Genomic DNA, 25,415 nt, shown 5'->3' on the forward strand with positions numbered 1-25,415 from the left:
GAACCTCTTGCTAGGCAACCAAGCCTTGTTTGAAACCAAAGCGGACTGCTCTTATGTAGGTGACGGGTGGGGCCAAGTCCACCATCCAGCGCAAGTTCAAAGGACCCCAAGATGTATCTTTTTCTGGCCTTTTTGATGGTGCCACTGATTGAAATCGCCCTGTTCATTCAGATCGGCGGCTTGATCGGCCTGTGGCCGACGCTCGCAATCGTGGTTCTGACGGCCATCCTGGGGACGTCTCTGGTGCGCTCGCAGGGGCGGTTGGCGATGGGTCAGCTGCGATCCTCTTTCCAGACCCTGTCCGATCCGGCAGAGCCACTGGCCCATGGGGCGATGATCCTCTTTGCCGGCGCGCTGCTGCTGACACCTGGTTTTTTCACCGACGGGGTCGGATTTGCTCTGCTGATGCCCCCTGTCCGCATGGCGGTGATCCGTTACCTCGGCAAGAGGATCACGGTTGCGCAGTTCGAAATGGGCAGCATGCATCAGCACAGCGCCGGTCACGACCCCCGCCATCCGCATCATCGCCACCATCCGGGCGGGAGTGGCGACGTGATTGACGGCGATTTCGAAGATGTCACGCCAAACAGGCCCACGGACCGGCCTTCGGGCTGGGTCAAGGGGCCGGAATAATCCCAGATATGACAGGGAGGTCACATACTTCGGCTGACCGTTGAGCTACCTGCAACAAGCTGATAAGCAATCTCCAAAGTCATATTTTCAGGAGTATCTCCATGGCCGAGAATGGCACCACCGAGGGCGCAGCAGCAGAAGCCCCGCAGCAGCCGCAAGTCCAGATGAACGTTCTGGGACAGTTCATCCGTGACATGTCCTTTGAAAACGTCATGGCCCAAAAGGGTGCCGGCGGCGAGGTACAGCCCGATGTGAACGTTCAGGTCAACCTGGACGCCAAGAAACGCGCGGTCGAAAACCAGTACGAGGTGATGACCAAGCTGATCGTCGAATCCAAGAACAAGGAAGGCGGCGACGTTCTTTTTGTTCTGGAAATCGAATATGTCGGCGTCTTCAACATCCAGGGCGTGCCGGATGAGCAGCTGCACCCCTTCCTGCTGATCGAATGCCCGCGCATGACCTTCCCCTTCCTGCGCCGCATCGTGTCCGACGTGACCCGCGACGGTGGTTTCCCGCCGCTGAATCTCGACAACATCGATTTTGTCGCGATCTACCGCAACGAACTGGCCCGCCGTCAGGCAGAAGCCCAGCCGCAGCAGTAAATCCTTTTACTCAATCGAAAATCAGGCGCTGTCGGCCATGCCGGCAGCGTTTTTCTTTGCCCGAACCGGCGGTTTAGGATTGCCCCGTCGCCCAAAGTGCCCCGTCGCCCAGTTTCTCCACAAAGGCGTCATGGGCCTCTTTTTCCTCGGCCGTCAGCCGCGCGGGCAGGGGGGTCGGGCGCGGGGTCGGGCGCCAATCCGATTGGGCAGTAGCGCCATCTGCACCTTGTCCACCGGTCGAAAGCGCAAAATCCGGCTGCCGACCGCCGATGAGCTCAAGATAGACCTCGGCCAGGATTTCCGAGTCCAGAAGCGCGCCGTGCAAGGTCCGGTTCGAGTTGTCGATATTGAACCGGCGGCAGAGCGCATCCAGCGTGGCCGGCGAGCCTGGGAAGCGTTTGCGCGCCATGGCCAGCGTATCAATCGCCTGATCCATCGGCAGCTGCGGCAGGTTCATCCAGCCCAGTTCGGCGTTGAGAAACTTCATGTCAAAGCTGGCGTTGTGAATCACCAGCCGCGCGTCGCCGACGAAATCGAGGAAGCTCTGGCCGATCTTGGCAAAAACTGGCTTGTCGCGCAGAGTCACGGCACCGGGGGCAGGGGGCTGCGGCGGGCTCAGCAGATCGGGACCGATACCATGCACGCCGAAGGCCTCTTCCGGCATGTCGCGTTCGGGGTTGATGTATTCGTGGTAGGTCTTGCCGGTAGGCATGTGGTTATACAGTTCCACCGCACCGATCTCGACGATGCGATCGCCGGAAAAGGGATCAAAGCCCGTGGTTTCGGTATCCAGAACGATCTCACGCATCTGCCATCTTTCCCCTGATATCCTTCAGGATCTCTTCCACCTGCGCACGGGCGTGCTCCATCGTGTCGGTCTCGATCACGTAATCGGCGCGGGCGCGTTTGTCTTCGATTGACATCTGCTTTTGCAGGATCTGGGTGAATTGCTCAACCGTCATGGTGCCGCGATCCAGAACCCTCTGTTTCTGCGTCTCTCCATCCACCCAAACGCAGGCGACCGCATCCATCGCTGCCTCGCCACCCGTTTCGAAAAGCAGCGGAATATCAAAGACAAGGATGTCGCTGTCTGCCTGACGACGGAATTCTGCACGGTCCTCGGCCACCAAGGGGTGCACGATTTTCTCAATGATGGATAGGGCCGAGGGGTCGCGAGAGATGATCTCTTTCAGCGCGCCACGGTCCACCACGCCATCTTTGATTGCCTCGGGAAAGGCTTCAGCCATCGGCGCAACTGCCGCACCGCCGGTACCATAAAGACGGTGTACCGCCGCATCCGCATCCCAGACCGCACAGCCAAGCTCGGCAAAAATCTTTGCCGTGGTGCTTTTGCCCATGCCGATGGAGCCGGTCAGACCCAGAGAAAACCTCATGCCAGCGCCGCCGCGCGGGTTGCCTCATCCACCTTGGGCCGCTGTCCGAACCAGCGTTCAAATCCGGGAACCGCCTGATGCAGCAGCATGCCCAGCCCATCGACAACGGTGCAGCCGGCATCCTCGCCGGCCTGGATTAGATCTGTCTTGAGCGGCGTGTAGACAAGATCCGTCACCACGCAGCTGGTCTGCAGCCCGTCCATCGGCACCCGCAGGGGGCGTTTGCCCTCCATGCCCAGTGATGTGGCGTTGACCACCAAAGAGGCGTCCTCCACCGCATTGCCAGCCTTGACCCAGTCGATAACCTGGATGCGCTTGCCAAACTCCTTGCGGAGCTGATCCGCCCGTTCGCGGGTGCGGTTGGACAGCATGATTTCCGGCACGCCGGCTTCAACCAAAGAAGCAATCACAGCGCGACATGCACCGCCGGCACCCAGCACCAGAGCGGGGCCGCCATTGGGTTTCCAATCGGGCGCACCTTGATGGAGATTGGTAATGAAGCCGTAACCATCGGTATTGTCGGCCAGGACGGATCCGTCTTCGCGGAAGATCAGCGTATTGGCAGCCCCCATCAGGGTTGCGCGATCCGTCACCTTATCCGCGATCTGCATGACCGCTTCCTTATGCGGGATGGTGACATTCGCCCCGACAAACCCCGCCTTGGGGAGGGAACGGATGACCGTCTCCAGATCTTGCGGCTCTACATGCATGGGCACGTAATAGCCTGCGATCTCGTAGGTTTTCAGCCAGTGGTTCTGGATCTGAGGAGAGCGTGAATGGGCCACCGGGCAGCCAATGACCCCGGCCAGCGGTATCTTCCTGTCGCTCATTGATCGATAACTCCCTGCAGTCCCAGGTAGTTTATAAGTTCAGTCAGCGGTAATCCCAAAACGTTAAAATAGCTTCCCTCGATACTGGCAAAGAGGCGCACGCCTTCTTCTTCCAGCTTGTAGGCGCCGACGGCGTGACGGATGCTGTCCCAGTTACGCGTCACATAGTCCTGCAGATAGGCATCTGAGGCCTTGCGCATCAACAGCCGCACCTGTCCAACGTGACGCCACAGGGGCTCTCCATCGCGGTAGATCACCGCCGCGGACAAAAGCATATGACGATGCCCGCGCATGTCGCTAAGCTGAGACAGCGCCTCTTCGGGAGTTTTTGGCTTGGACAGCAGGCGCCCCTGGAAATCCAGCACCTGATCGCAGCCAATCACCATGCGGCCGGGGTGTTTGCCGCTGATTTTGCGCGCCTTTGCTTCGGCCAGGGCATCAGCGATATCGCGCGGCGGTGCCCCTTCGGCCAGAAGCGCGGCCTTGATGCTGTCTTCATCCAGACGCGGCACATCGCAATCAAACGGAATGGCGGCCTGACGGAGAAGGTGCGCCCTGATCTCGGACCCGGACGCCAGCACTATGTGGGCAGTCATGTGGAAAACCCCGTGGGTAATAGGTTCGCAGTATTGGCATGTTTTGTATGGTTTTCCCCCGGTTTGGCAAGCCCACAGACGAAGTGTAGATTTCATCCCGACTGTACCGCGATTCGTCCCGCGTGGATTGGGATAACTCCGCGCATGGGGATATCTGAGACTCCCGCAAATGATCCCGGGGTTATCCCCATGTTTACCTCGGTTAACAACTCGTTAAGAACACATGAAACAAAGGCCCTTAAGGGTTTATTCACCATTTTCACCCTGTGCCGCATGGCAAGTTGTCCACGCTGGGGATAGGCATGGGAAGGACTGAAGTATCCACGGAAATCCCTATGCCCTACAAAAACATCATCCTTTAAATCTTTCTTTATTATTTTAGGGTGCCCCACGAGAGAGCAGGAAAGAGAGAACCCATGACCCTGACAGACTGGATGTATGTCCTCTACCCCTATGCCAAGTCGCTGCACATCATGGCGGTGCTCAGCTGGATGGCGGGTCTGTTCTATCTGCCACGTCTGTTTGTCTATCACGTGGAAGAGGCTGAGAAGGTTCAGGATGCCATTCCGATCTTTCTGACCATGGAACGCAAGCTGATGAAAGTGATCATGAGCCCGGCCATGCACACCGCCTGGGTCGCCGGTCTGTTCATTGTCTTCACACCGGGATTTGTCGACTGGTCCTCTGTCTGGCCCTGGACCAAGGGGATCAGCGTCATCGGCATGACCCTCTATCACATGTGGCTGAAACGGCAGATCCGTATCTTCGAAGAGGATCGCAATCAGCTGACCGGTCGCCAGTTCCGGATGATGAATGAGGTGCCCACCCTGTTCATGATCGTCATCGTGGTCTCTGTGATCTTCAAGTTCTGATCACGACCCCTCTGACAGCGTCGGAGCGGCCCGTAGACGCGATGTTTGACTCATCTGGATGTTCCGCTTATGAGAGGGTCCAAACGGGCCCGTCCGGGCACTCGTGTCTTCCGTATTCAATATGACTGCTTTCCCCGCCCAAAGGGGAAGAGAAGGTTTATTCTGATGACCAATCAAGCCCTCAACCTGTCCGACCTCAAAGCCAAGAGCCCCAAAGCCCTGCTGGCCATGGCGGAAGAGTTGGAGATCGAAAACGCCTCGACCATGCGCAAGGGCGAGATGATGTTCCAGATCCTGCGCGAACGCGCGGATGAAGGCTGGGATATCGGCGGTGACGGTGTTCTTGAGGTGCTGCAGGACGGCTTTGGCTTCCTGCGTTCACCCGAGGCGAACTACCTGCCGGGTCCGGACGATATCTATGTCTCGCCCGACATGATCCGCCAGTATTCCTTGCGCACCGGCGATACGGTCGAAGGTCAGATCAAGGCGCCGCTGGAAAACGAGCGGTATTTTGCCCTGACAAACGTGACGAAGATCAACTTCGAAGAGCCGGAAAAGGCCCGTCACAAGATCGCATTCGACAACCTGACGCCGCTTTACCCGGATGAGCGCCTGAAGATGGAGATCGAGGATCCCACCATCAAGGACAAATCCGCCCGCGTGATCGACCTGGTTGCGCCGATCGGTAAGGGCCAGCGTTCGCTGATCGTGGCGCCGCCGCGGACCGGTAAGACTGTGATCTTGCAGAACATCGCCCACTCGATCGAGAAAAATCACCCGGAATGCTATCTGATCGTCCTTCTGATCGATGAACGCCCGGAAGAAGTCACCGACATGCAGCGGTCGGTGAAGGGGGAGGTCGTCTCCTCCACCTTTGACGAACCGGCAACCCGTCACGTGGCGGTTTCGGAAATGGTGATCGAAAAGGCCAAGCGCCTGGTCGAACATAAACGAGATGTTGTTATTCTTCTCGATTCTATCACTAGACTTGGTAGGGCCTTTAACACCGTGGTGCCGTCTTCCGGTAAGGTTCTGACCGGTGGTGTGGATGCAAACGCGCTGCAACGGCCCAAACGGTTCTTCGGTGCGGCCCGGAATATCGAAGAGGGTGGCTCGCTGACAATCATCGCAACCGCGCTGATCGATACCGGCAGCCGGATGGATGAAGTTATCTTTGAAGAATTCAAAGGGACGGGTAACTCCGAACTGGTTCTGGATCGCAAAATTGCCGATAAACGCGTCTTCCCGGCGATCGATATTCTCAAGTCCGGCACCCGTAAGGAAGACCTGCTGGTTGACAAGGCGGATCTGGCTAAGACCTTTGTTTTGCGTCGTATTTTGAACCCGATGGGGACAACGGACGCAATCGAGTTCCTGCTGTCCAAGCTGAAGCAGACCAAGACGAACTCTGAGTTCTTCGACTCGATGAACACCTAAGATTAGGTTTCAAAGAAAGGAAGGCCAGACATGGATACGATCTTTGCCTTGGCCTCTGCCCAGGGAAAGGCCGGAGTCTCCGTTGTGCGGGTTTCCGGTCCGGATGCTTTGTCCGCGCTCGAACAGCTGTGCAAGGTTCCCGTAGCAGTGCCAGGCCGTGGTCTGCGCGGTCTGCGCGATCTTTCCGGTGAACATCTGGACGAGGCTCTGGTACTGACCTTTCGGGCTCCGCACAGCTTTACCGGCGAAGATGTTGTCGAACTTCAGGTGCATGGCAGCACGGCGGTTGTGAGCGCTCTGCTTGATACGCTTGGGCGAATTGCCGGTCTGCGCGTGGCAGAGCCTGGGGAATTCACCCGCCGAGCCCTGGAAAACGGCCAATTGGACCTGGCTCAGGTGGAAGGCTTGGCGGATCTCATTGACGCCGAAACCGAAGCCCAAAGGAAACAGGCGCAGTTGGTCCTGTCCGGGGAATTGGGCAGGTTGGCTGAACGCTGGCGGAAAGATCTGATCCGCGCGGCCTCATTGATCGAAGTCACCATCGATTTCGCGGATGAGGAGGTGCCGGTTGACGTCACTCCGGAAGTCTCTGCCTTGTTGTCCGCTGTTCAAAAGGACCTGCAGGCAGAGGTCAACGGTGTGAAAATCGCTGAGCGAATCCGGTCTGGTTTTGAGGTGGCGATTGTCGGAGCACCAAACGTTGGGAAGTCGACATTGCTGAACGCGCTTTCCGGTCGGGACGCTGCCATCACATCGGAATATGCCGGCACAACGCGGGATATTATTGAGGTCCGAATGGATCTTGGCGGGCTTCCCGTTACACTGCTTGATACAGCTGGTCTGCGCGACACGGACGATCACGTCGAAAACATTGGTATCGCTTTGGCCCGGAAAAGAGCAGAGCAGGCCGACATCAGGGTTTTTCTGGCAGAGCCGGAAGAGACCTTGGATGTGGCAATGCGCCCAGGGGATCTTCGCCTGGTACCAAAGGCGGATCAACGGGATGGGTCGGTAGAAGGATCGATCTCGGGTAAAACGGGGCAGGGGATTGATGCCTTGGTTGCTCATCTCTTGTCGGAACTGAAAGAGCGATCATCGCAGGTGGGTGTAGCCACTCGAAATCGTCATCGCGATACGTTGTTTTCCGCGCTGGAAAGCCTAGCTCAGGCGCAAGCTGTTCTGGAGCTGGGACCGGACCACTATGAGTTGGCGGCAGAGGATATGCGATCTGCGATCCGCGCGCTGGAGATGTTGGTTGGGCGCGTGGGTGTCGAAAACTTGCTGGACGAGATTTTCTCCAGCTTCTGTTTGGGTAAGTAAGGAGTGTTTCACGTGAAACATTCGAACTACGATGTGATTGTTGTTGGCGGTGGACACGCAGGCACCGAAGCCGCGCACGCTGCTGCTCGCATGGGGGTCAGAACTGCTCTGATCACGTTGCGGAAAGACGGCATTGGTGTGATGTCCTGCAACCCGGCCATCGGCGGCTTGGGAAAAGGCCACCTTGTGCGCGAAATTGATGCCATGGATGGCGTGATGGGTCGCGTGGCCGATCTTGCAGGTATTCAGTTTCGCTTGCTGAATCGGCGTAAAGGTCCGGCCGTGCAGGGGCCACGAGCGCAATCTGACCGGGCGATCTACCGCAAAGAGATGCTGCGCCTCACCGAAGAGCAGAATAACCTGGATATCATCGAAGGGGAAGTCACTGACTTTGTGATGGAGGGAGAAGCCGTCAATGGCGTGGTTCTCGCCGATGGCAGCGAGATTTCCTCATCTGCAGTGATTTTGACTTCTGGAACATTTTTGCGCGGTGTAATCCATATCGGCGATGTATCACGACCAGGTGGTCGCATGGGTGATAAACCATCAATCCAGCTTGCCGAGCGTCTGGACAGTTTTGAACTCCCTCTCGGACGGTTGAAAACCGGCACGCCACCGCGACTGGATGGAAAGACAATCGACTGGAGTAAGTTGGAAAGTCAGCCCGGTGACGATGATCCGACGTTCTTTTCATTTACGACAACGCAGCTGAATGCTGCCCAGGTGTCCTGCGGCATTACACATACCAACGAGAAAACCCACGACATCATCCGACAGAACCTTGATCGCTCGGCGATGTATGGTGGACATATCGAAGGGGTTGGGCCGCGGTACTGTCCATCGATTGAGGACAAGATCGTTCGGTTTGCGGATAAGACATCGCATCAGATCTTCTTGGAGCCGGAAGGCGTGTCAGATGACACGGTGTATCCCAATGGTATATCCACAAGTTTGCCCGTTGACGTGCAAGAGGACTATGTCCAGTCGATCTTTGGTCTGGAAAACGCTCGGATCCTGCAGCCGGGCTATGCTATTGAGTATGATTACATCGACCCGCGTGCTTTAACCCTTGGTCTTGAGGTGAAGTCGGTGCCGGGATTGTTCTTGGCAGGTCAGATCAATGGTACCACAGGCTACGAAGAGGCAGCTGCCCAGGGATTGGTTGCAGGCTTGAATGCGGCGCGGAGATCAAAGGAAGAAGAGCCGGTCCATTTTGGCAGATCCGAAAGCTACATCGGCGTCATGGTCGATGACCTGACCACAAATGGCGTGACCGAGCCCTATCGCATGTTCACATCCCGGGCCGAGTTCCGCCTGTCCCTTCGGGCAGACAACGCTGATCAGCGGTTGACTCCGAAGGCAATCGAACTCGGTTGTGCGTCGGAAGAGCGAAAGCGGTTGTTTGGGTCAAAGGCCGAAAGGTTGGAGGTTGCGATGGAGCAACTGACCGGAAGAACCTTTTCTCCGAAACAGATTGCGGCTGTTGGCATACGGATCAACCAGGATGGGAACAAACGCACGGGATTGGAGGTTCTGGCCTTTCCGGACGTGGTGTTCGAAGACATTATTCCGCTGGTCCCCGAGTTGGACAACAGCGATGACGTGATCCGTCGGCAGGTAGAGCGTGATGCGCTTTATGCAAACTACATCGAACGCCAAAAGCGGGAAATAGCCGCTTTGAAGCGGGACGAGGACTATCTGATTCCGAGCGGGTTCATTTATGCAGGGATCGAAGGTCTATCTGCTGAACTCCAGCAAAAGCTTACAAAGACACAGCCGGAGAACCTGGCACAAGCGGCTCGGGTGGACGGGATGACTCCGGCTGCCTTGGCTTTGCTGCTGGCACGGTTGCGTAAGGAACCCCGTCGTCGGAGCGCGGCAACATGAGTGCAGAGGATCTTCTGGGTAAGCTGAATGTTTCACGTGAAACAATTGACCGGCTGAAAGTTTTCGAAAGCACCATTCGAAAGTGGAACCCCAAGATCAACCTGGTTTCGCGAAGTAGCCTGGAGGATCTTTGGACGCGACACTTTGTGGATTCGATCCAGGTGTTCCGCTGTGCAACGCCGCCCGATCATTGGGTGGATATCGGAAGCGGGGGAGGGTTTCCGGGGGTGGTCGTCGCGATCCTAGCGGCAGACGAATCGCCACAAACACGCGTGACGTTGATCGAATCAGATCAACGAAAATCCGCCTTTCTTCGGACTGTAGCCCGCGAATGTGGTGCAAAAGTTGAGGTCATTTCTAAACGAATCGAGGCCGCTGACCCCCAAAACGCGGATGTCCTGTCCGCACGAGCTTTGGCTGATCTGTCGATCCTGCTTGAATTCACCGAACGTCATCTCAAGCCGGGGGGCGTTTCGCTGTTCCCGAAAGGGGTGACTTGGAAAAAAGAAGTGGATAACGCGCGAGAGCGATGGCGATTCGATTTGGAACCTATTACAAGTTTAACTGAACCCGACGCGGTCGTGCTGAAAATCAAGGGAGTTGCTCGTGTCTGACTTATCCCGCCCGGATGGGCCCCGTATCATAGCGGTCGCTAATCAAAAGGGCGGAGTGGGAAAGACAACGACAGCGATTAACCTTGCAGCAGCGCTGGTTGAAGCAGGGATGCGCGTTCTGGTGGTGGATCTTGATCCGCAGGGCAATGCCTCTACCGGGCTTGGTATTGAACCGGAAAATCGCGACTACACCACCTATGATTTGTTGGTCGATGATGCGCCGTTGTCTGAGGTGATCCGGGCAACTGAGATTGAAGATCTTTGCGTCATTCCGGCCACCGTTGACCTGAGTTCGGCCGATATCGAGCTTTTTGCCAATGAAAAGCGCAGTTTCCTCCTCCATGATGCGCTGCGGCAGACGGCAATGGATGACTATGATTGGGACTATGTCCTGATCGATTGCCCGCCGTCTTTGAACCTGTTGACAGTCAACGCCATGGTCGCGGCGCATTCGGTCTTGATCCCGTTGCAAAGCGAGTTCTTTGCCTTGGAAGGCGTGTCGCAACTGATGCTGACCATTCGCGAGGTTCGCCAGGCTGCCAACCCCGATCTAAGGATCGAGGGTGTCGTGTTAACCATGTATGATCGCCGTAACAACCTGTCTCAACAGGTTGAACAGGACGCGCGCGATAATCTGGGTGAATTGGTGTTCAGAACCGTCATCCCGCGAAATGTGCGTGTCAGCGAAGCGCCATCTTATGCTTTGCCGGTACTGAACTACGATACGAATTCACTAGGGGCGCGGGCCTATCGCGCACTGGCAGAGGAAATTGTTTCGAATCATCAAAAGCTTGCAGCTTAAACCGGGGAGGGCACAATGACAGAAAAGAAGAACAAGCCACGCGGCCTGGGCCGAGGATTGTCCGCACTTATGGCGGATGTAAATCCGGATCCTGTGAGCACCCAGGCAGAGGCGCCCAGAAACGCCGAAATCCTGGTTCCAATCGAAAAGGTCACGGCAAATCCCGATCAGCCACGGCGTCAGTTTCTTCAGGAAGACCTGGATGATCTGACCGCTTCGATCAAGGAAAAGGGCGTCCTGCAGCCGCTGATCGTGCGTCCCCGTGATGGTGGGATGTATGAGATCGTCGCCGGGGAACGCCGCTGGCGGGCAGCACAGGCCGCGCAACTGCACGAGGTTCCGGTCCTGATCCGGGACTATGACGATCTGGAGATGCTTGAAGTTGCGATCATCGAGAACATTCAGCGCTCTGATCTGAATGCGATGGAAGAGGCGCAGAGCTACAAGCAGCTGATGGAAAAGTTCGGCCATACCCAGGAGCGTATGGCAGAGGCCTTGGGGAAGAGCCGCAGCCATATTGCGAACCTGGTGCGCCTGCTGCATCTTCCCAAGGATGTGCAGCAGCTTGTTCAGGATCGCAAGCTGTCCGCCGGGCATGCTCGGGCTTTGATCACATCTGATAACGCATCCGATCTGGCCAGAAAGATCGTGAAGGGCGGCTTGTCGGTTCGCGCAACCGAGACATTGGTGAAAAAGGACGCGGCCGGCGCCACACCATCGACGGCGTCCAAGAAGCCGCGCAAGGATGTTGAGAAGGATGCCGATACCCGCGCGCTAGAGGGGGATCTTTCGGCTATGTTGCGGATGAAAGTTTCCATCGATCACAAGCCGGGCGGGGAAACCGGATCGGTTACGATCAGCTATGAGACGCTCGATCAGCTGGATGAGCTGTGCAATCTTCTTAGCCGTTAGGCCGGGTCCAGATAAAGATCAGGACGCTGGACAGAACCACGGCCTGAATGGCAAGCACATGGGACGGCGCACCCATCACGAGCGACAATAGAAAAACGGCGGCAATCGATCCGGTTGCGGCCTTTTTTGCGGTTGGGCGAATTGCCCCGTTGTCGCGCCAATCCAGGATCATGGGGCCAAAGGTGGGGTGGGAGATGATCCAATTGTGCAGCCGCTCCGACGAGTTGGCAAAAAAGAACGTCGCAAGAAGAAGGAAGGGGACAGTTGGCAGCAGAGGCAGAACAACACCCAAAAGGCCAAGCGCCACGCAGAACAATCCCAGCCCGGCATAAATGTAGCGCATGTGATTAGCCCACCAATAGGTCACGCAGGATGGCGTTCAGGACTGGCCGCCCTTGATCCGTTGCACAAAGTCTCCGATCAGAGATAGTCACCATACCGAGGTTGGCAAGGTTGATGAGTTGTTCCTGCTCCAACGGAGCCTGCGCCACAGAAGCATAGCGATCCAGGTCGACACCTTCCACCAGCCGAAGACCCATCATCAGAAGTTCGGCAGCGGCTTCGGAATGGTCCAGACTTTCTCGCAAGGATTCCCCGGTTCCCTTTGAAACGGCCTCGAGCCAGGCACCGGGGGTGCGGTAGGTTTCGGTGGCATAGCGTATACCGCCCATGGTGATCCGCCCATGCGCGCCGGGACCGATGCCAAGGTAATCTCCGTAGCGCCAGTAGATCTGGTTGTGGCGGCTTTCAGCGCCGGGGCGGGCGTGGTTGGAGATCTCATAGGCGGGCATGCCATGAGCGGCACAGATGTCCTGCGTTAGCTGATACATATCGGCCGCGCTGTCATCGCTGGGCAGATCGCGCAGCTTACCACGGGCATAACGGTCGCCAAAGGCGGTGCCATCCTCGATGGTCAGCTGGTACAGCGACAGGTGGTCGATGGCCATCGACAGGGCGGTTTGCAGCTCTGTCTCCCAGTCCTGGGGTGTCTGGCCCTGGCGCGCATAGATCAGATCGAAACTGACACGGTCGAAACAACTCCGGGCGATATCAAAGGCAGCTCTGGCTTCCGCGACAGAGTGGATCCTGCCCAGGCGGCGGAGGTCTTCATCATTGAGCGCCTGGATCCCCATGGAGATCCGGTTGACCCCGGCATCGCGATAGCCTGCAAACCTGCCCGCCTCAACAGAACCCGGGTTGGCTTCCAGCGAGATTTCGATGTCATTGGCAAAGGGCCAGATTTCGCGTGCGGCCTCGATCACCGCCGCAACCGTATCCGGGTGCATCAAGGATGGCGTGCCGCCGCCAAAGAAGATCGTGTTCAGGACCCGGCCGCGCAGCGCCTCGGGCGTGCGTGCAAGTTCCTGGTTATAGGATTTAACCCATTGTTTTTGATCAATATTAGCCGTGACATGGCTGTTGAAGTCGCAATAGGGGCATTTGGCCTGGCAAAAGGGCCAATGCACGTAAAGACCAAAGCCCCCGTTGCGCCAATCATCCAGCAGATCGGTCATTCACCGAAACAGCCCTTGATGAACTTTGCGACCGCATCGCCGCGATGGCTGATCTTGTTCTTCTCCCAGCGATCCATCTCGGCAAAGGTCACGTCATGGCCTTCGGGCACGAACATCGGATCATAGCCAAAGCCCTCGGCGCCACGGATCGGCCAGATCAGGTGACCGGGGGCCACGCCCTCGAACACCTCGTCATGGCCATCGGGCCAGGCCAGAACCAGCGTGCAGCGGAACTGCGCAAGCCGGGGATGCGGCGCGTTCTTGGCTTCCAGCTCTTCATGGGCGCGGGTCATCGCCTTCATGAAATCGCGGCCATTGCCCGTTTCTGCCCAATCGGCGGTATAGACGCCCGGCGCGCCATCCAGCGCATCGATGGTGATGCCGGAGTCATCCGACAGGGCAGGGAGGCCGGTTGCCTTGGCCGCCGCATGGGCCTTGATCCGGGCATTGCCGACGAAGGTGTCCTCGGTTTCCTCCGGTTCCGGCAGGTCCATGTCGGCCGCACCAACTACCGAAACGCCATAGGGCTGGAGGAGATGCGCCATCTCCTCCAGCTTGCCCTTGTTGTGGGTGGCGATCAGCAGCCGCTCACCTTCGAACTTGCGGGTCATGCGCAGGCGGCCTTCTGCATCTCGGCCAGCTCGGCAGTGCCCTGGGCGGCCAGATCCATCAGGTTGTTCATCTGCTCGCGCGAAAACATCGAACCTTCGGCGGACATCTGCACTTCGATCAGCTTGCCCGACCCGGTCATGATGAAGTTGCCATCGACGCCGGCCTCGGAATCTTCGGGGTAGTCAAGATCCAGCACCGGCTGGCCGGCATAGATGCCGCAGGACACGGCCGCGACAGGATCGATTAGCGGATCAATCGAGACATCGCCCGCCTTCATCAGCTTGTTCACCGCCAGGCGCAGCGCGACCCAGCCGCCGGTGATCGAGGCGCAGCGGGTGCCGCCATCGGCCTGCAGAACATCGCAGTCGATGCTGATCTGGCGCTCACCCAGGGCCACGCGATCCACACCGGCGCGCAGGGCACGGCCAATCAGGCGCTGGATCTCGACGGTACGCCCGCCCTGTTTGCCGGCGGCAGCCTCCCGGCGCATCCGGGTGTTGGTGGCGCGGGGCAGCATGCCGTATTCGGCGGTGACCCAACCCAGACCCGATCCCTTGATGAAGGGCGGCACGCGGTCCTCGATGGTGGCGGTGCACAGAACATGAGTGTCGCCCACCTTGATCAGGCAGGAGCCTTCGGCATGCTTGGTGAAGCCGGTTTCGATCGAAATCGGGCGCATCTCGTTCAACTGTCGTCCAGAGGGTCGCATGGAGTATCCTTTTGTTGCTGGCCTTCGGATAGCCCTGTGGGTGCGCGGGATGCAAGCACGATTGACCTTTGTGCGCAGGCCTCTTTAATGGCAATCCGGAAACCGGTTCCTATCTATATAGCGTTCAGCCGCTGAAATGCTCATGACAGATGCAAATGACATCCTGAAAGACATGAACGACCGCTCGCGGGACGTGTTCCGGGCGGTGGTGCAATCCTATCTCGAAAGCGGTGATCCCGTCGGCAGCCGCACCCTGACCCGATCCTTGAGCGAGAAGGTCAGCGCCGCGACCGTGCGCAACGTGATGCAGGATCTCGAATTCCTCGGCCTGCTCGATAGTCCGCATATCAGCGCCGGCCGGGTGCCGACGCAGATGGGGCTGCGGATGTTTGTCGACAGCCTGCTGGAGGTCGAGGATCTGAAGGCCCAGGACCGGGAAAAGATCGACGCGACGCTGGGGCGAAACTCAGGCGATGTCAGCGGTATGCTGGACCGCGTTGGTGCCGCGCTTTCTGGTGTGACGCAGGGCGCCTCATTGGTGCTGACGCCGAAACACGAGGCTGAGATCCGCCATATCGAATTCGTCTCGCTCGGGCACGACCGGGCCATGGTGGTTCTGGTGTTTTCCGATGGGCATGTCGAAAACCGCCTGTTCACACCGCCGCCGGGCCAGACGCCCAGCTCGATGCGCGAGGCAGCAAACTTCCTCAACGCCCTGGTGGAGGGGCGCACCCTTAGCGATGTGCGCCGCGACATGCAGGAAGAGATCACAGCCCGCCGCCAGGAGATCGACAACCTGGCGCATGATCTGATCGAAAGCGGGCTGGCCGCCTGGGAAGACAACGACAGCGATCAGGCCCGCCTGATCGTGCGGGGGCGCGCGAATCTTCTGGCCGATGGTGGCGCCACCAAGGAGCTGGATCTGATCCGCAGCCTGTTTGACGATCTGGAGCGCAAGCAGGATATTGCCGAATTCCTCGAACTCACCGAGGAAGGCGAAGGCGTGCGCATTTTTATTGGCTCGGAAAACAAACTTTTCTCACTTTCGGGTTCCTCTTTGGTGGTGTCTCCCTATATGAACGCGGATCGAAAGGTGATTGGTGCGGTTGGGGTGATTGGCCCGACCCGCCTGAACTACGGACGGATTGTGCCCATCGTGGACTATACGGCGCAACTGGTCGGCAAATTGCTGTCAGACCGGAGTTAGAGGTGAAAAATGGCAGAGCCCAAGAACGACGATTTTCTCGATGATATCGCGAATGCCGAGGCCGAAGAGCTGGCGGCCCAGACCGAAGAATTTGACGACGCGGAACTGGAACTGGACGCCCTGCGCGCCGAGCGGGACGAGTTCAAGGACCGTTTCATGCGCGCCTTGGCCGATGCGGAAAACGCCCGCAAGCGTGGCGACAAGGCACGCCGCGAGGCCGAACAATACGGTGGGTCGAAACTGGCGCGCGACATGCTGCCGGTCTTTGACAACATGAAACGCGCCGTGGAATCCGCCACCGAAGAGCAAAAGCAGGTCTCTGCCGCCCTGATCGAAGGTGTCGAGCTGACCATGCGTGCGCTGCTGGGTGTCTTCGAAAAGCATGGCATCCGCATCGTCTCGCCGCAGGTGGGTGACAAGTTCGACCCGCAGGTGCACGAAGCCATGTTCGAAGCCCCGGTGCCCGGCACCAAGGCCGGCGATATCATCCAGGTTTCCGCCGAAGGGTTCATGCTGCACGACCGCCTTCTGCGTCCGGCGCAGGTCGGGGTATCCTCCACCCCTGCGTAACGCGCATCTCACGGATAGAATTGAAAAAGGCGGCCCCGCAGGGTCGCCTTTTCTTTTACTTGGCCGCGTCCTTCAGGCGATAGAGCGCCTCCAGCGCTTCACGTGGGGTCAGATCGTCCGGGTGAATGTCGCTCAGGAGGTCATCCACCGGTGACGGGCCCGCAGCAGGTTTTGGCTGCGGCGGCGGGGCGGCGGCAAACAGCGGCAGATCGTCGATCTGGATCTTGGCGCCCGCGCCTTCACGGCTGCCTTGTTCCAGCATGTCGAGCACGTCCCGCGCTCGCGCCACCACCGAGGACGGCAAGCCGGCCAGCTGCGCCACCTGAACACCATAAGACCGGTCGGCCGCACCTTTCTTGACCTCGTGCAGGAAGATCACTTCGCCTTCCCATTCCTTCACGGTGACGGTGGCGTTGTCGACGCCTTCCAGCTTGTTCGCGAGCTGTGTCAGCTCGTGATAGTGGGTTGCGAATAGCGCGCGGGAGCGATTCACCTCATGCAGGTGTTCCAGCGTCGCCCAGGCGATAGAGAGGCCGTCATAGGTCGCCGTGCCGCGGCCGATCTCATCAAGGATCACCAGCGCGCGGTCATCGGCTTGGTTCAGGATCGCGGCGGTTTCCACCATCTCCACCATGAAGGTCGAGCGGCCCCGCGCCAGATCGTCGGAGGCGCCGACGCGGCTGAACAGCTGGCTGACAAGGCCGATATGGGCGGCCTCGGCGGGCACATAGCTGCCCATTTGCGCCAGCAGCGCGATCAGCGCGTTCTGCCGTAGGAAGGTCGACTTACCGGCCATGTTGGGACCGGTCAGCAACCAGATTGCAGCGCCATCGCTTGCAGACAGATCACAATCATTGGCCACGAAACTGTCACCACCCTGCTGGCGCAGCGCCTGTTCCACGACCGGGTGCCGCCCTCCCTCCACGTGAAACGCACGGGAGTTGTCCACCTTCGGCCGGGTCCAGTTTTCACCGCGTGCGAGATCGGCCAGGGCGGTGACAAGATCCAGCTCCGCTAGCCCCTTGGCAGCGGTATTGAGCCGCGCGGCTGTTTCCAGAATGGCGCCAGAAAGCCTTTCATAGAGCCGCTTTTCGATCTCCAGCGCCCGGTTGCCGGCATTGAGGATCCGGGTCTCGATCTCGCTCAGCTCCACCGTGGTGAAGCGCACCTGATTTGCGGTGGTTTGACGATGGATATAGGTTTCCGACAAGGGCGCCGACAGCATCTTGTCCGCATGGGTCGCAGTGGTCTCGATGAAATAGCCCAGCACATTGTTGTGCTTGATCTTAAGCGAGGCGATGCCGGTGTGTTCGGCATATTTCTGCTGCATACCGGCGATGACCGACCGGCCTTCGTCGCGCAGGGTGCGCGCCTCGTCCAACTCGGGATCATAGCCAGCCGCAATAAACCCGCCGTCGCGCGCCATCAGCGGCGGTTCAGCCACCAGTGACGCATCCAGCAGCGACAGAAGGTCGTCAAATCCCAGAAGGTCGCGTACCGCGCCTGCGATCAGATCGGGAAGGTCTTGCCCCTCGCACATCTGGGCAATGGTTTCTGCCTGCATCAGCCCGTTGCGAATGGCGGCCAGATCCCGCGGCCCGCCGCGTTCCAGCGCAAGGCGGGACAGGGCGCGATCCAGATCCGGAGTCTTGCGCAGGGCGGCGCGAATATCTTGCGACAGCTGCGTCGCCTCCACCGCAAAATCCAGTGCCGCAAGACGTGCGTCGATCACATCCAGATTGCGCGAGGGGCTGGCCATGCGCTGTTCCAGCAGCCGCGCACCGCCGGGGGTGACGGTCCGGTCCACGACGGACAACAGCGATCCGGCACGCCCCCCCGACAGGGAGCGAGTCAGCTCCAGGCTGGCGCGGGTGGAGGCATCGATCTGCACCACCCGGTCCTGCGCTTCCTGCACCGGGGGCTGCAACAGCGGCAGTTTGCCCTTTTGGGTGATTTCCAGATAGTCGATCAGCGCGCCCATCGCCGAAACCTCGGCGCGGGAGAAGGTGCCAAAGCCATCCAGCGCGCCGACGTTGAACAGGGCGCAGATGCGTTTCTCGGCGGCAGTGCTGTCAAAGCTGGCCTTGCCGAGCGGGGTCAGCGGGATCTTGTATTCATCGGCCAAGGGTCGGGTGGCGTCATAGGGTGGACCATCGGCGACGATCAGTTCGGAGGGCGCCAGCCGTGCCAGTTCCGGCGACAGGCGCACGCGGGCAATCGGCATCACGTGAAACGCACCGGTTGAGATATCCGCCCAGGCCAACGCCGCCTCGTCCCTGAGTTCAGAGTAGGAGACCAGGAAGTTGTGGCGCCGCGCCTCCAGCAGCGAATCCTCGGTCAGCGTACCCGGTGTGACCAGCCGCACCACATCGCGTTTCACCACAGATTTGGAGCCGCGTTTCTTGGCCTCGGCGGGGCTTTCCAGCTGTTCGCCCACGGCAACGCGGAAGCCCTTGCGGATCAGGGTCAGCAGGTAGCCTTCGGCGGCATGCACGGGAACGCCGCACATGGGGATGTCTTCGCCTTCGTGCTTGCCGCGTTTGGTCAGGGCGATGTCCAGCGCTTCGGCGGCATTGACCGCGTCCTCAAAGAACATCTCGTAGAAGTCGCCCATCCGATAAAAAAGCAACGCATCGGGATGCGCTGCCTTAATCTCAAGATACTGCGCCATCATGGGCGTCACGGTCATGCAAGATCCCCCGGAAGTAGTCGCCCGACATTTACTATGCAGACGGTCCAAGGAAAACCCGGTAGCGGTGGATCAGCTATGGGGCCGCGGCCAGGGCGGTCAGAACAGCACCCCAAGCGACTGAGGACTGTAGTTCGCGATCGACAGAGAGACGGTGCCCAGTTGCTTTTGCACGTTCAATGCCACCAGGCGCGCGGCGGTCTCTTCCATATTGGCATCGACCATCGCGCCAATACCCATGCGTGTTGCATCCTCCAGCTTACTGACAGTCTCGTTCTGGCTGGCAATCCGGCTGGCCGAAGAGCCAAGCGCCGCAGCGCCGTTGACGGCAAATTGCAGGAAGCCTTCGAGCTCTCCCAAAGCGGCCATTGCACTGGCTTGATCGGTAATCGCGCTGCGACCGTTGATGTCAAAGGCAGGATCGCCTTCAAAATCGGCTGTATCCACGTCGATCATCGACAGCGATACCCCGCCCGAGCCATCGCGATCCAGCGACGCGGCGACTGACAGGCTGGAGGCGCCACTGCCGTTGACATCGCTCTTCAGCAAGTTGACCCCATTGAACTGGGTCGATGAGATGATCGAATTGATCTGATCGGTTTTGTGCTGCATCTGCGCTTCGATCTTTGCATAGTCGACCGAGCCGCTGCTGGCCATGATCGCCAGCTCTTTCATCTCTGTCACCGTTTCGGCGATCCGCTCAGCGCCGACCGCGGCGACAGCCACCGTTGCTTCACCCAGAGAGAGAACCTTGGAGGTGGTGTTGAAGGCAGCGGCGTCGCTTTCCATGATCTGGGAAATCGCCCAGATTGCGGCATTGTCCTTCGCGCTGTTCACTTCCCGCCCGGTGGCGACGTTGTCTTGCACTTGTTGATACTGATCGACGGTGCCGCCCAACATCTGCAGCGCCGTCATGGCACCGCTGTTTGTATTGATACTCGTCATACTGCGCATCCCATGTTTACCCTGACTGCCGAGTTTCGGCAGCGGATGTGGTTGGTCAGAAATGATGGTATGCCCTTCTGACATATGCTGCCCGGGCCCGTGGTTTTTGGCCCAGGCGCCACCCGTTTGATGGGTGCTGTTCATAAGTATTAACGAAATGCAGCCCCCAGACGGCTAAACCATGTCAGCAATGTGGCGGACTCCATCGGCTTTTATTTGAAATAATATTGCTTTTTAGGGGGCGATTTCTTTCTGGTTCGGATTGAGGGGCGCGCATGGCTGGGATATGACTGTGCCCGATTAGGAGAGGACACCGACAGCCCATGCCCAAAGCGAAGATCACCAACGAAGAGGCGCTTGCCTTTCACCTGGAGCCCACCCCCGGCAAATGGGAGATCAACGCGACCGTCCCGATGACCACGCAACGGGATCTGTCGCTGGCCTATTCGCCCGGAGTTGCGGTGCCCTGCGAGGCCATCGCCGAGAACCCGGAAACCGCCTATGACTACACCAACAAGGGCAACCTGGTGGCGGTAATCTCCAACGGGACGGCGGTTCTGGGCCTTGGGAACCTTGGCGCGCTGGGCTCGAAACCGGTGATGGAAGGGAAATCGGTCCTGTTCAAACGCTTTGCCGATGTGAACTCGATCGATATCGAATTGGACACCGAGGACCCGGATGAATTCATCAAGGCGGTGCGCCTGATGGGTCCGACCTTTGGCGGCATAAACCTGGAAGACATCAAGGCGCCCGAGTGTTTCATCATCGAGCAGCGCCTGAAGGAAGAGATGGACATCCCCGTCTTCCACGACGACCAACACGGCACCGCGGTGATCTGTGCAGCGGGTCTGATCAACGCGCTGCATATCTCTGGCAAGAAGATCGAGGATGTGAAGATCGTCCTCAACGGGGCAGGGGCCGCCGGCATTGCCTGTATCGAACTGTTGAAATCCATGGGCGCGCGCCATGACAACTGCATCGTCTGCGACACCAAGGGCGTGATCTACCAGGGCCGCACCGAAGGCATGAACCAGTGGAAATCGGCCCATGCGGTGAAGACCGAGCTGCGCACTCTTGAGGAAGCCATGCAGGGCGCGGATGTGTTCCTGGGCGTATCGGTCAAGGGCGCGGTGACGCAGGAGATGGTCAAGTCGATGGCTGACAATCCGGTGATCTTCGCCATGGCCAACCCGGACCCCGAGATTACCCCGGAAGAGGCCCATGAGGTGCGCGTCGATGCCATTGTCGCCACGGGTCGCTCGGACTACCCCAACCAGGTGAACAACGTTCTGGGCTTTCCCTACCTGTTCCGCGGCGCGCTCGACATCAACGCCCGCGCCATCAATGACGAGATGAAGATCGCCTGCGCCCACGCCCTGGCCGCGCTGGCGCGCGAAGACGTGCCGGACGAGGTGGCGCTGGCCTATGGCAAGTCGCTCAGCTTTGGTCGCGACTATATCATTCCGACGCCCTTTGATCCGCGTCTGATCCACCGGATCCCGCCTGCGGTTGCCAAGGCGGGCATGGACACCGGCGCCGCACGCCGCCCGATCATCGACATGGAGGCCTATGAGATCAGCCTCAAGAGCCGCATGGATCCGACCGCCTCGATCCTGCGCGGCCTGAATGCCCGCGCGCGTTCGGCCCAGTCGCGGATGATCTTTGCCGAAGGCGACGATCCCCGCGTGCTGCGCGCTGCCGTCACCTATCAGCGCTCCGGCTTTGGCAAGGCGCTGGTGGTGGGCCGCCCCGACGATGTGAAGGCCAAGCTGGAAACCGCGGGCCTTGGCGATGCGGTGCGCGAGCTGGAGGTGGTCAATGCCGCCAATACCCAGCATTTCGACACCTACAAGGATTTCCTGTTCAACCGCTTGCAGCGCAAGGGCTTTGACCGCAAGGATATCCACCGCCTGGTGGGCCGTGACCGGCATGTGTTCTCGGCCCTGATGCTGGCGCATGGTCACGGCGACGGTCTGGTTACCGGGGCAACCCGGAAATCCGCACACGTCATGGACCAGATCAACCACGTCTTTGACGCCGATGCCAAACATGGTGCCGCGGGCGTGACGGCTCTACTCCACAAAGGTCGCATCGTGCTGATCGGCGATACGCTGGTGCATGAATGGCCGGATGAAAACGATCTGGCCACCATTGCCGAGCGCGCCGCCGGGGTCGCCCGCCACATGGGGCTGGAGCCGCGCGTGGCCTTTGTCAGCTTCTCCACCTTCGGCTACCCGGTATCGGAACGCGCCGAGAAGATGCATATCGCCCCCGGCGTTCTGGATAAGCGCGGCGTCGATTTCGAATACGAAGGCGAGATGACCGTGGACGTGGCCCTGAACGCCAAGGCACAGGAGAACTACCCTTTCCAGCGCCTGTCCGGCCCGGCCAATATCCTGGTGGTGCCCGCGCGGCACTCGGCCTCGATCTCGGTCAAGCTGATGCAGGAGATGGGCGGCGCCACTGTGATTGGCCCGATCCTGTCTGGCGTCGACAAGCCGATCCAGATCTGCTCCACCACCTCCACCGCCAATGACGTGTTGAACATGGCGGTCTTGGCCGCCTGCAACATCGGCTAGGGGCGCATAATGGCGATCTGGAACCTGGGCTCGATCAATGCCGATATGGTCTACACCCTGCCGCATCTGCCGCAGGCCGGAGAGACCCTGGCGGCTACGGATTTTGCCCAGTTCCTGGGCGGCAAGGGGGCGAATATGTCCGTCGCCGCCGCCCGCGCCGGCTCGCATGTCTGCCATATCGGTGCGGTGGGGCCGGAAGGGATTTGGGCGCGGGACAGGTTGATGGAATATGGCGTCGATACCCGCCATATCGCGCAGATCGATACCCCCACCGGCCATGCCATCGTCGCGGTGGATCAGGCGGGGGAAAACCAGATCATCCTGTTTCCCGGCGCCAACCGGGCGATCCATTCCGATCAGCTGGGACAGGCGCTGTCCTCTGCCTCTGCCGGGGATATTCTGGTGATGCAGAATGAAACCAACCTGCAGGTCGAGGCCGCCAAGATGGGGCGTGATCTGGGCCTGCGGGTCGCCTATGCTGCAGCCCCCTTTGAGGCCGACGCCGTGCAGGCGGTTTTGCCCCATCTCGACATCCTGTTCATGAACGAGGTGGAAGCCCGCCAGCTTCAGGAAGCCACGGGCCTCGCGCCCGAGGCGCTGGGCGTTTCGGATGTGATCGTCACCCTGGGCGCAAAGGGCGCTCGCCATGTCCATGGTCCAAGCGGAACAACGCAAGACATCCCCGCGCTGCCCGTGACCCCGGTTGATACCACCGGGGCAGGGGATACTTTTACCGGTTATGTGCTGGCCGGTCTGGATCGCGGCATGCCGATGGCCCAGGCGATGGCCCAGGCCGCCCGCGCAGCGGCCCTGATGGTGACACGTCATGGCACCGCCGATGTCATTCCCGACCTGAAAGAGGTCCAGGACGCGCGCTTCTGACTTTGCCCTCTTTGGCTGGCAATCGCGCAACAAGGCTGCGCGCGCGGCATGCCCTATTGTATTTTACGGTGATATAGTGACGCAGGTCTTCACCGACAGAACAATATCGTACTGGTCAATTATCAAGCCATACCATTGTAAAACATACAGTTTTTGGAAGGCCAAAATTTAAGCATACCAAAAGTACTTCTGCGCTGCGATTTTCAAAACCCGATATTTCTTCAACCTTGTGCGGCATTGTTTAAGGGGTTTATGGCTACTGCTTTCCCAGGTGGAAAGGAGCCCGATATGTCCCTTCGAATGCGAATTGTTGTTTCCCTTCTGGTCAGTTCGCTGATCGCCATTGCCATTGTCACCGTGCCTCTGTTTCTTGGCCTCAATCGTCTTTCAGAGGAGGGGACATACCGCGAGCTGCATCAGTTCGAAGCGCGTATCTCCTCCGAAATCGAGGGGCGCCAGCAGCTTGCCCTGACCACTGCACAGGCGGTTGCCTCGATCCCCGAGGTTCAGCGCGCCGGGGGGGGGCGTGGCAGCATTTGAGCGGCGATTCGTCCCATGGTGAGGGCAGGCATGGATGTGCCGCACGATTTGTGCGCATGTTCAACGTATTGAGTTCTGTATTGATACTTTGGTGTGCAGCAAACCGGTTTTTCCGTATCAATCGCAACACATGTCCGATGCCCTAAGGGATTCTTAGGAAACGGGTACCAATGCTGCGCACGCATCATGCTGATGCTTATGCATTGTTTTCACGTGTGATCGCACCTAGTGAAAGGATCCGTTTGCCATGCCCAATTTTCTTTATCGGTTGCCGACCCGTATCTATGCCATGGCCGGGTTGGCCGTTGTTCTTGCCGCTGCTCTGACCTTTGCGCTGCTATCCCGCGCCGTGGACAATGCCTACGAGATGCGCGAAAATGAACTCGATAGCCTCACTGACGTCATGGTCGGCATTCTGGCGGATCTCGACGCACAGGTTCAAAGAGGGGCATTGACGCTGGACGATGCTCAGGCGCGCGGAATTACTGCGGTTGAGCTGCCGCGTTTCGGCACTGCTGGCTCATCCGACTGCGCCGCAGATGAAAGGTAAGGATCAAACGGGTTTCAAGGATGTAAACGGCGTTCTAATCTTTCAGGAAATGAAAAAGGTCGCAGAGCAATACGGGGCTGGGTCGGTCATTTATCACTTCAGTAAACCCGGCTCGGATATCCCAGAGGCCAAGATGGGTTTCGTGAAACTGTTCGAACCCTGGGGATGGATCATCGGCACCGGTGCCTATGTCGCTGATATCGAGGCTGATATTGCCGTCATGCGCAATTTCGCCATGGTTGCCCTGGTTGTCGGCTTGGCGGCCATGTGTGTGGTATCGTATTTCCTTGCGTGCAGCGTCATCAAACCGGTCAACCGGCTCAAGAGACGGATGCAGTCCATGGCGGACGGTGATCTAGACACCGAGATCAAGGGAATTGGGCGGCGTGATGAGGTCGGCAATATGGGGCGTACACTGGATGTTCTGCGTCAATCTCTGATCCGGCATCGGGACCGCGAAGCGAAGCAAAAAGAACTCGACGCGGCATCGCAGGCGCGTGTGGTGCAGACCCTGACAAGCCGTTTATCGATGCTGGCTAACGGCGACCTGACCGCCCGTATCGACAGCGCCTTTTCCGAAGAATATGAACAGCTCCGGTCAGATTTCAATCGCACGGTTGATAATCTTAGTGCTACAGTTGTGCAGGTGGTCGAGTCCGCCGCCAGCATCCGCAATGGCGCGGCCGAGATCAGCCAGTCCTCGGACGACCTGTCGCATC

The 25,415-nt window shown here is 58.9% G+C and carries 26 protein-coding genes; 16 read left to right on the forward strand and 10 right to left on the reverse strand.

Annotation, left to right across the window (positions count from 1 at the left end; translation table 11 throughout):
- Positions 1–111 precede the first annotated feature (111 nt).
- Positions 112–633, forward strand: coding sequence for an FxsA family protein (locus PXK07_RS16695; protein ID WP_274849486.1), 522 nt, complete (start codon positions 112–114; stop codon positions 631–633).
- A 101-nt stretch (positions 634–734) separates the two neighbouring features.
- On the forward strand, positions 735–1,235 hold the full coding sequence (secB, locus tag PXK07_RS16700) for a protein-export chaperone SecB (protein ID WP_274849487.1): 501 nt from the start codon (positions 735–737) through the stop codon (positions 1,233–1,235).
- Positions 1,236–1,308: 73 nt separating this feature from the next.
- Here secB and dnaQ read toward each other — a convergent pair whose 3' ends face one another.
- Genes dnaQ through PXK07_RS16720 form a run of 4 tightly spaced genes read right to left on the reverse strand, consistent with a single transcriptional unit; the run spans position 1,309 to position 4,055 of the window.
- Positions 1,309–2,043, reverse strand: coding sequence for a DNA polymerase III subunit epsilon (gene dnaQ / locus PXK07_RS16705; RefSeq protein WP_274849488.1), 735 nt, complete (start codon positions 2,041–2,043; stop codon positions 1,309–1,311).
- Positions 2,036–2,629 carry a dephospho-CoA kinase gene (coaE, locus tag PXK07_RS16710; RefSeq protein WP_274849489.1) on the reverse strand — a complete coding sequence of 198 codons (594 nt, stop codon included), beginning with the start codon at positions 2,627–2,629 and terminating at the stop codon, positions 2,036–2,038. The genes dnaQ and coaE overlap by 8 nt, the downstream gene beginning before the upstream one ends.
- Entirely contained in the window at positions 2,626–3,459 is an 834-nt protein-coding gene (locus PXK07_RS16715; protein WP_274849490.1) for a shikimate dehydrogenase, read from the reverse strand. Before PXK07_RS16715 ends, coaE begins: the two co-directional genes overlap by 4 nt.
- Positions 3,456–4,055, reverse strand: a complete 600-nt coding sequence (locus PXK07_RS16720; protein WP_274849509.1) for a Maf family protein — start codon at positions 4,053–4,055, stop codon at positions 3,456–3,458. Before PXK07_RS16720 ends, PXK07_RS16715 begins: the two co-directional genes overlap by 4 nt.
- A gap of 416 nt (positions 4,056–4,471) precedes the next feature.
- On the opposite strand from PXK07_RS16720, the gene PXK07_RS16725 reads away from it, so the two are divergent.
- The 7 genes from PXK07_RS16725 (at position 4,472) to PXK07_RS16755 (ending at position 11,899) form a co-directional block, all read left to right on the forward strand.
- Complete coding sequence (locus tag PXK07_RS16725) at positions 4,472–4,927, forward strand: CopD family protein (RefSeq protein ID WP_274849491.1); 456 nt, start codon at positions 4,472–4,474, stop codon at positions 4,925–4,927.
- 165 nt (positions 4,928–5,092) lie between these two features.
- Positions 5,093–6,364, forward strand: a complete 1,272-nt coding sequence (gene rho, locus PXK07_RS16730; protein WP_274849492.1) for a transcription termination factor Rho — start codon at positions 5,093–5,095, stop codon at positions 6,362–6,364.
- A gap of 30 nt (positions 6,365–6,394) precedes the next feature.
- Positions 6,395–7,684 (forward strand): tRNA uridine-5-carboxymethylaminomethyl(34) synthesis GTPase MnmE, encoded by a 1,290-nt coding sequence (gene mnmE, locus PXK07_RS16735; RefSeq protein WP_274849493.1) that lies wholly within the window; start codon positions 6,395–6,397, stop codon positions 7,682–7,684.
- Between the two features lie 12 nt (positions 7,685–7,696).
- Complete coding sequence (gene mnmG / locus PXK07_RS16740) at positions 7,697–9,571, forward strand: tRNA uridine-5-carboxymethylaminomethyl(34) synthesis enzyme MnmG (RefSeq protein WP_274849494.1); 1,875 nt, start codon at positions 7,697–7,699, stop codon at positions 9,569–9,571.
- Positions 9,568–10,185 carry a 16S rRNA (guanine(527)-N(7))-methyltransferase RsmG gene (gene rsmG, locus PXK07_RS16745; RefSeq protein WP_274849495.1) on the forward strand — a complete coding sequence of 206 codons (618 nt, stop codon included), beginning with the start codon at positions 9,568–9,570 and terminating at the stop codon, positions 10,183–10,185. Before mnmG ends, rsmG begins: the two co-directional genes overlap by 4 nt.
- On the forward strand, positions 10,178–10,987 hold the full coding sequence (locus tag PXK07_RS16750; protein ID WP_274849496.1) for a ParA family protein: 810 nt from the start codon (positions 10,178–10,180) through the stop codon (positions 10,985–10,987). The genes rsmG and PXK07_RS16750 overlap by 8 nt, the downstream gene beginning before the upstream one ends.
- A 15-nt stretch (positions 10,988–11,002) precedes the next feature.
- Positions 11,003–11,899, forward strand: a complete 897-nt coding sequence (locus tag PXK07_RS16755) for a ParB/RepB/Spo0J family partition protein (RefSeq protein ID WP_274849497.1) — start codon at positions 11,003–11,005, stop codon at positions 11,897–11,899.
- On the opposite strand, the gene PXK07_RS16760 is transcribed toward PXK07_RS16755, so the two are convergent.
- Genes PXK07_RS16760 through rph form a run of 4 tightly spaced genes read right to left on the reverse strand, consistent with a single transcriptional unit; the run spans position 11,889 to position 14,734 of the window.
- Complete coding sequence (locus PXK07_RS16760; protein ID WP_274849498.1) at positions 11,889–12,242, reverse strand: YbaN family protein; 354 nt, start codon at positions 12,240–12,242, stop codon at positions 11,889–11,891. The two genes, PXK07_RS16755 and PXK07_RS16760, sit on opposite strands and share 11 nt — an antisense overlap.
- A gap of 4 nt (positions 12,243–12,246) precedes the next feature.
- Positions 12,247–13,401, reverse strand: coding sequence for a radical SAM family heme chaperone HemW (hemW, locus tag PXK07_RS16765; RefSeq protein WP_274849510.1), 1,155 nt, complete (start codon positions 13,399–13,401; stop codon positions 12,247–12,249).
- An 8-nt stretch (positions 13,402–13,409) separates the two neighbouring features.
- A complete protein-coding gene (gene rdgB, locus PXK07_RS16770; RefSeq protein ID WP_274849499.1) occupies positions 13,410–14,024 on the reverse strand; it encodes an RdgB/HAM1 family non-canonical purine NTP pyrophosphatase in 615 nt (204 codons plus the stop codon).
- On the reverse strand, positions 14,021–14,734 hold the full coding sequence (gene rph, locus PXK07_RS16775) for a ribonuclease PH (protein WP_274849500.1): 714 nt from the start codon (positions 14,732–14,734) through the stop codon (positions 14,021–14,023). Before rph ends, rdgB begins: the two co-directional genes overlap by 4 nt.
- A 142-nt stretch (positions 14,735–14,876) precedes the next feature.
- Between rph and hrcA the strand changes: the two genes are divergently transcribed.
- Both hrcA and PXK07_RS16785 read left to right on the forward strand, forming a co-directional pair.
- Entirely contained in the window at positions 14,877–15,941 is a 1,065-nt protein-coding gene (gene hrcA / locus PXK07_RS16780) for a heat-inducible transcriptional repressor HrcA (protein WP_274849501.1), read from the forward strand.
- A gap of 9 nt (positions 15,942–15,950) precedes the next feature.
- The gene (locus PXK07_RS16785) at positions 15,951–16,511 is read left to right on the forward strand and encodes a nucleotide exchange factor GrpE (RefSeq protein WP_274849502.1); all 561 of its coding nucleotides are present in this window, start codon (positions 15,951–15,953) and stop codon (positions 16,509–16,511) included.
- Between the two features lie 55 nt (positions 16,512–16,566).
- Here the strand turns inward: PXK07_RS16785 and mutS are convergent, their stop codons facing one another.
- Both mutS and PXK07_RS16795 read right to left on the reverse strand, forming a co-directional pair.
- Positions 16,567–19,200, reverse strand: coding sequence for a DNA mismatch repair protein MutS (gene mutS, locus PXK07_RS16790; protein ID WP_274849503.1), 2,634 nt, complete (start codon positions 19,198–19,200; stop codon positions 16,567–16,569).
- A 99-nt stretch (positions 19,201–19,299) separates the two neighbouring features.
- The gene (locus tag PXK07_RS16795) at positions 19,300–20,145 is read right to left on the reverse strand and encodes a flagellin N-terminal helical domain-containing protein (RefSeq protein WP_274849511.1); all 846 of its coding nucleotides are present in this window, start codon (positions 20,143–20,145) and stop codon (positions 19,300–19,302) included.
- Between the two features lie 323 nt (positions 20,146–20,468).
- On the opposite strand from PXK07_RS16795, the gene PXK07_RS16800 reads away from it, so the two are divergent.
- From PXK07_RS16800 to PXK07_RS16820, 5 genes are all read left to right on the forward strand, one after another.
- Positions 20,469–22,724: an NADP-dependent malic enzyme gene (locus PXK07_RS16800; protein WP_274849504.1), complete on the forward strand. Its 2,256-nt coding sequence runs from the start codon at positions 20,469–20,471 to the stop codon at positions 22,722–22,724.
- A 9-nt stretch (positions 22,725–22,733) separates the two neighbouring features.
- Positions 22,734–23,606, forward strand: a complete 873-nt coding sequence (locus PXK07_RS16805; RefSeq protein WP_274849505.1) for a ribokinase — start codon at positions 22,734–22,736, stop codon at positions 23,604–23,606.
- Positions 23,607–23,894: 288 nt separating this feature from the next.
- Positions 23,895–24,146: a hypothetical protein gene (locus PXK07_RS16810; RefSeq protein ID WP_274849506.1), complete on the forward strand. Its 252-nt coding sequence runs from the start codon at positions 23,895–23,897 to the stop codon at positions 24,144–24,146.
- Between the two features lie 247 nt (positions 24,147–24,393).
- Positions 24,394–24,696 carry a hypothetical protein gene (locus tag PXK07_RS16815; protein WP_274849507.1) on the forward strand — a complete coding sequence of 101 codons (303 nt, stop codon included), beginning with the start codon at positions 24,394–24,396 and terminating at the stop codon, positions 24,694–24,696.
- Positions 24,686–25,415: cache domain-containing protein (locus tag PXK07_RS16820; protein ID WP_274849508.1), on the forward strand; the 730-nt coding region annotated here is incomplete at its 3' end. The genes PXK07_RS16815 and PXK07_RS16820, both read left to right, overlap by 11 nt.

It is taken from the genome of Phaeobacter sp. QD34_24 (assembly GCF_028890115.1).
Classification (GTDB): domain Bacteria; phylum Pseudomonadota; class Alphaproteobacteria; order Rhodobacterales; family Rhodobacteraceae; genus Phycobacter.

Coding starts and splice junctions, on each gene's coding strand:
- rdgB (WP_274849499.1), bottom strand. CDS start 14,024: ATGACCCGCAAGTTCGAAGGTGAGCGGCTGCTGATCGCCACCCACAAC.
- PXK07_RS16805 (WP_274849505.1), top strand. CDS start 22,734: ATGGCGATCTGGAACCTGGGCTCGATCAATGCCGATATGGTCTACACC.
- PXK07_RS16725 (WP_274849491.1), top strand. CDS start 4,472: ATGACCCTGACAGACTGGATGTATGTCCTCTACCCCTATGCCAAGTCG.
- PXK07_RS16755 (WP_274849497.1), top strand. CDS start 11,003: ATGACAGAAAAGAAGAACAAGCCACGCGGCCTGGGCCGAGGATTGTCC.
- dnaQ (WP_274849488.1), bottom strand. CDS start 2,043: ATGCGTGAGATCGTTCTGGATACCGAAACCACGGGCTTTGATCCCTTT.
- PXK07_RS16815 (WP_274849507.1), top strand. CDS start 24,394: ATGCCCAATTTTCTTTATCGGTTGCCGACCCGTATCTATGCCATGGCC.
- mutS (WP_274849503.1), bottom strand. CDS start 19,200: ATGACCGTGACGCCCATGATGGCGCAGTATCTTGAGATTAAGGCAGCG.
- PXK07_RS16695 (WP_274849486.1), top strand. CDS start 112: ATGTATCTTTTTCTGGCCTTTTTGATGGTGCCACTGATTGAAATCGCC.
- rsmG (WP_274849495.1), top strand. CDS start 9,568: ATGAGTGCAGAGGATCTTCTGGGTAAGCTGAATGTTTCACGTGAAACA.
- rph (WP_274849500.1), bottom strand. CDS start 14,734: ATGCGACCCTCTGGACGACAGTTGAACGAGATGCGCCCGATTTCGATC.
- PXK07_RS16800 (WP_274849504.1), top strand. CDS start 20,469: ATGCCCAAAGCGAAGATCACCAACGAAGAGGCGCTTGCCTTTCACCTG.
- PXK07_RS16715 (WP_274849490.1), bottom strand. CDS start 3,459: ATGAGCGACAGGAAGATACCGCTGGCCGGGGTCATTGGCTGCCCGGTG.
- PXK07_RS16795 (WP_274849511.1), bottom strand. CDS start 20,145: ATGACGAGTATCAATACAAACAGCGGTGCCATGACGGCGCTGCAGATG.
- PXK07_RS16720 (WP_274849509.1), bottom strand. CDS start 4,055: ATGACTGCCCACATAGTGCTGGCGTCCGGGTCCGAGATCAGGGCGCAC.
- rho (WP_274849492.1), top strand. CDS start 5,093: ATGACCAATCAAGCCCTCAACCTGTCCGACCTCAAAGCCAAGAGCCCC.
- PXK07_RS16810 (WP_274849506.1), top strand. CDS start 23,895: ATGTCCCTTCGAATGCGAATTGTTGTTTCCCTTCTGGTCAGTTCGCTG.
- mnmE (WP_274849493.1), top strand. CDS start 6,395: ATGGATACGATCTTTGCCTTGGCCTCTGCCCAGGGAAAGGCCGGAGTC.
- secB (WP_274849487.1), top strand. CDS start 735: ATGGCCGAGAATGGCACCACCGAGGGCGCAGCAGCAGAAGCCCCGCAG.
- coaE (WP_274849489.1), bottom strand. CDS start 2,629: ATGAGGTTTTCTCTGGGTCTGACCGGCTCCATCGGCATGGGCAAAAGC.
- PXK07_RS16760 (WP_274849498.1), bottom strand. CDS start 12,242: ATGCGCTACATTTATGCCGGGCTGGGATTGTTCTGCGTGGCGCTTGGC.
- hrcA (WP_274849501.1), top strand. CDS start 14,877: ATGACAGATGCAAATGACATCCTGAAAGACATGAACGACCGCTCGCGG.
- PXK07_RS16785 (WP_274849502.1), top strand. CDS start 15,951: ATGGCAGAGCCCAAGAACGACGATTTTCTCGATGATATCGCGAATGCC.